The 3,512-nt window shown below is 37.8% G+C and carries 3 protein-coding genes; all 3 read right to left on the bottom strand.

The features are described 5' to 3' along the window. Positions 1-2,520: UDP-forming cellulose synthase catalytic subunit (gene bcsA / locus H5072_RS14785; RefSeq protein ID WP_182693946.1), on the bottom strand; the 2,520-nt coding region annotated here is incomplete at its 3' end. A 2-nt stretch (positions 2,521-2,522) separates the two neighbouring features. Next, the gene (gene bcsQ, locus H5072_RS14790; protein ID WP_182693947.1) at positions 2,523-3,236 is read right to left on the bottom strand and encodes a cellulose biosynthesis protein BcsQ; all 714 of its coding nucleotides are present in this window, start codon (positions 3,234-3,236) and stop codon (positions 2,523-2,525) included. A gap of 15 nt (positions 3,237-3,251) precedes the next feature. Continuing rightward, complete coding sequence (gene bcsR / locus H5072_RS14795; RefSeq protein ID WP_058429545.1) at positions 3,252-3,446, bottom strand: BcsR/BcsP family cellulose biosynthesis protein; 195 nt, start codon at positions 3,444-3,446, stop codon at positions 3,252-3,254. Positions 3,447-3,512: the final 66 nt, after the last annotated feature.

The raw sequence follows: 3,512 nt of genomic DNA on the forward strand, positions 1-3,512 counted from the left end.
TTTAAAACTGTAAGATGGGCGGTCATGTCTAAAGTTATTTTGCCAGTCAAGCCACGCATCAGCTCGTGAAAATGTACATTGTATAAACGCGCGCTGTTTTTCAAGAGATAAATCTTTAATGGTTAAGCCAATTTGATTACCCCGAGTATTACAAACATGGGTAGTAAACGAAAATTGCTTATTACCGCGGCTCATTAATAATTCTATTTTATCGTTTACACGACAAGCATGTGCATGGTCGGTTTCTATTCCTACGCCGTTATCGGAGTAATCTGTAATTTTTACTTTTAATGTGTGGCCATTTGCTAAACGAACTCCCGCTGGGAAGTTTGCTTTAATACGGTGTGAATGCCTCACTTGGCGTGCTTCTGCTGCCACGGCAACCGCAGCACCCAAAATGATAATATTATAAAGCGCCCACCCCATACTAATCAGCAGTACACCAACTTGCGTAGGGTCGCCAAAAAACAGGCGTAAAATACCAATTAACATACCTACTAAATTAATGGCGAGTAAAACCAAATATGGCTTAGAAATACCCCAGTCATAATGCTCTTTATCGTTTAAGCCACCTTTTTCGGTAACGTTAAATTTACCTTTGTTTGGATTAAACAAAGCAACTGTTGTTGGCTTTAATATGTACCAAGCAAGCACAGATTCGTAAACTTCGCCCCAAAACGAATAGCGATACTTACCTTGTATTCGTGAGTTAGTTGCTTTTATCTGAATAAGTGTAGGTACAACGTAGATAAAAATAGCTAAAAATGGCGCGTAAATAATGTATGCATTAAAGTATATAAGTGCCAGGGGCGCGGTTAAAAATACAATGCGCGGAATACCTGATAGAAAATGCAGCATAGCATTTAAGTAACAAAGTCGCTGAGGTATGTTCAAGCCTTTGCCTAACAGCGGGTTATCGAGCCTAAATATTTGCGCCATGCCCCGTGCCCAACGAATTCGCTGGCCAATATGAGCCGATAAACTGTCAGTGGCAAGGCCAGCAGCTTGAGGAATATTTATATAGGCAGTTTTATAACCTGCGCGTTGCATTCGCAGTGCAGTATGAGCATCCTCTGTGACGGTTTCAAAAGCAAAGCCACCTATTTCATCAAGCGCTTCTCTTTTGAGTACCGCACACGAACCACAAAAGAACGTAGCATCCCACATATCGTTTCCGTCTTGAATAAGCCCGTAAAACAACATGTTTTCATTTGGAATTTGACTGTGGTTATTTAAGTTTCTCTCAAATGGATCTGCTGAGAAAAAATGATGTGGTGTTTGTACTAAACACACTTTACTGTCTTTTAAAAACTGTCCCATAGTCATTTGCAAAAATGAACGAGCAGGTACGTGGTCGCAATCAAAAATGGCAATATAATCACCATCTGTGTAGCGCATAGCACTATTCATGTTACCGGCTTTTGCATGGTTATTATCTGGTCTTGTTAAATAACCTGCACCAACTTGTTTAGCAAATTCAGCAAACTCAGGGCGTTTACCATCATCTAAAATATAGACTTTTAGTTTATCTGCTGGCCAATCTATGCTTAAAGCGGCAAGGGTAGTCGGCCTTACAACACTTAAAGGCTCGTTGTAAGTAGGAATGTAAATATCTACCGTTGGCCATAAGTCAGTATTTTTTGGCAACATGACAGGTTTTCTTTCAAGTGGGTTAATAGTTTGAAAAAAACCTAAAATAAGTACCATCCATGCGTATGTTTCTGCTAGTAACAAGCCTGCACCTAATGTAAGTGCTAAAGGGTCATCCCAGTTAAGTGTTTCAGTGTATCGCCACCACAAGTATCGAGAAGATGTAGTGACAGATAAGGTGATCATTACAATCGTGGCCATATGGCCTTTTACGCGTTTGAGCGCGTAAGCAACCAGTAAAATAAAGCTAATAAACACCGCTTGCGCTTCAAGGCTAAAGGGAATAGTAACAAATATGGCAAGCAAGAATAATATCAGTGCAACAACGATGTATTTAATAAGTTTGTTCTGCCAAATACGAGCGTCGGCCATTGTTTTAAAAGCACTTTTTTTAGGCTTGTTGTTTTTGGAAAAAAGGCGCCTTATTAATCGGCCTAATTTAAGGTCGTACCAACGAAGTTGCCTTAGGCTGTAACTGACTCCATCATAAAAATAATTTACAGCATGCTTTTTTATAGACACTGATTTTCTTTTGGGTTTATGAACAGCAAAAAGCAAAAATATGCTCTGAATAACAAAGCGTATAATATTGGAATAGATATAAGTTCTGTATGGCAATCTTAAATGTGGATAATAGTTATATAACGCTAACTCAAAGTTTTCTTTGTTCTTTTTAATATTCACAAATAATGAACCGAACAAAGTTATGAAGGGCATTAAAAAGGCTTCAATTACATTTACTTTGTGCTGATTAAAGTAACTATGAAATTTAAATAAAATGTAACGCACAAGCTTATCAGTGAATAATATACTCAATAGAATATACAATGTACTGTGTATGGGCCTTTTGTAAAAAAGAGTAAAGCTCATCGTCAGTTCGCCGCCTTGCTTACAAGCCAACCGGCCAGTGTTTCAAAGTCATCGTTCGCTACACTGTATGGTGCGCAATTAAGGGCTACATTACGATTAGCTGTGGCCTCTTTAATAACTTCATCACTGTTGATAAAAAACGGCGCCATAAATGGCAATGTAGATTGCCAAAGAGAAAATAGATCAAATTCTAACACTGAGGCTGCGTTGTAACGATTAACGACAAAAAAGTGTTTCCAGCTTGACTCTACTGACTTAAGGGTTTGTAGGCGCTTGTATATGAGGCTATGACAAATTGCATCGCAAGTGACTAGCTCAATAACAATATCGTTTTCTTCTAACGGGTAGTGAGAAATATTAATGTGTGAAGGGCAGTCGAATAATATCCAAGCAGATTCTTTATAGTCCAGTTTTTTGCAATTGTTAATTGTGGCTATAATTTCATCTAGCGTTGCTTCGTTATCGCCATGGGGTAAAAAAAGAACGCCATCGCTGTCTTTACGAAAATGCAATAACGCATCGTCAAAAGTACTCTCGTTGCTCCAACCTTTTGTGGCTGTCCACTTAAGGCCAAAGTGCAAACCAAGGTCACTTTTAGCATCTAGGTCTATTGCAACCACATCAACATCAGATTTTTTCAAAACGCACGCTAAGTTTGCAACAACTGATGTGCTACCTATGCCGCCTTTGATACCTTTAATAAAAATCCTTTGCAATGGAGTTTACCTTTTTTATTTTTTTTCTTTAGATGTTTTTATTGCGTCATCAATTTCTTTCAATAGCGCATACTTGTTAATTGTTTTTTGATTTTTTTGTGTATTCATAATTTCTATATAGTCGTCACTTTTTCCACCAAAACGGCGAGCTAGGTTTTCTATGTCACTTGATGTGAGTATTTGTGAGCTTTTTGTAGCTAAATTGTTCATCACAACCTTTGTAAGCGTAATATTTATTTTTATTAAAAGTGGACAATATTTGGCTATTATATATAG

Source organism: Pseudoalteromonas sp. SR45-5, from assembly GCF_014163565.1.
GTDB lineage: Bacteria > Pseudomonadota > Gammaproteobacteria > Enterobacterales > Alteromonadaceae > Pseudoalteromonas > Pseudoalteromonas distincta.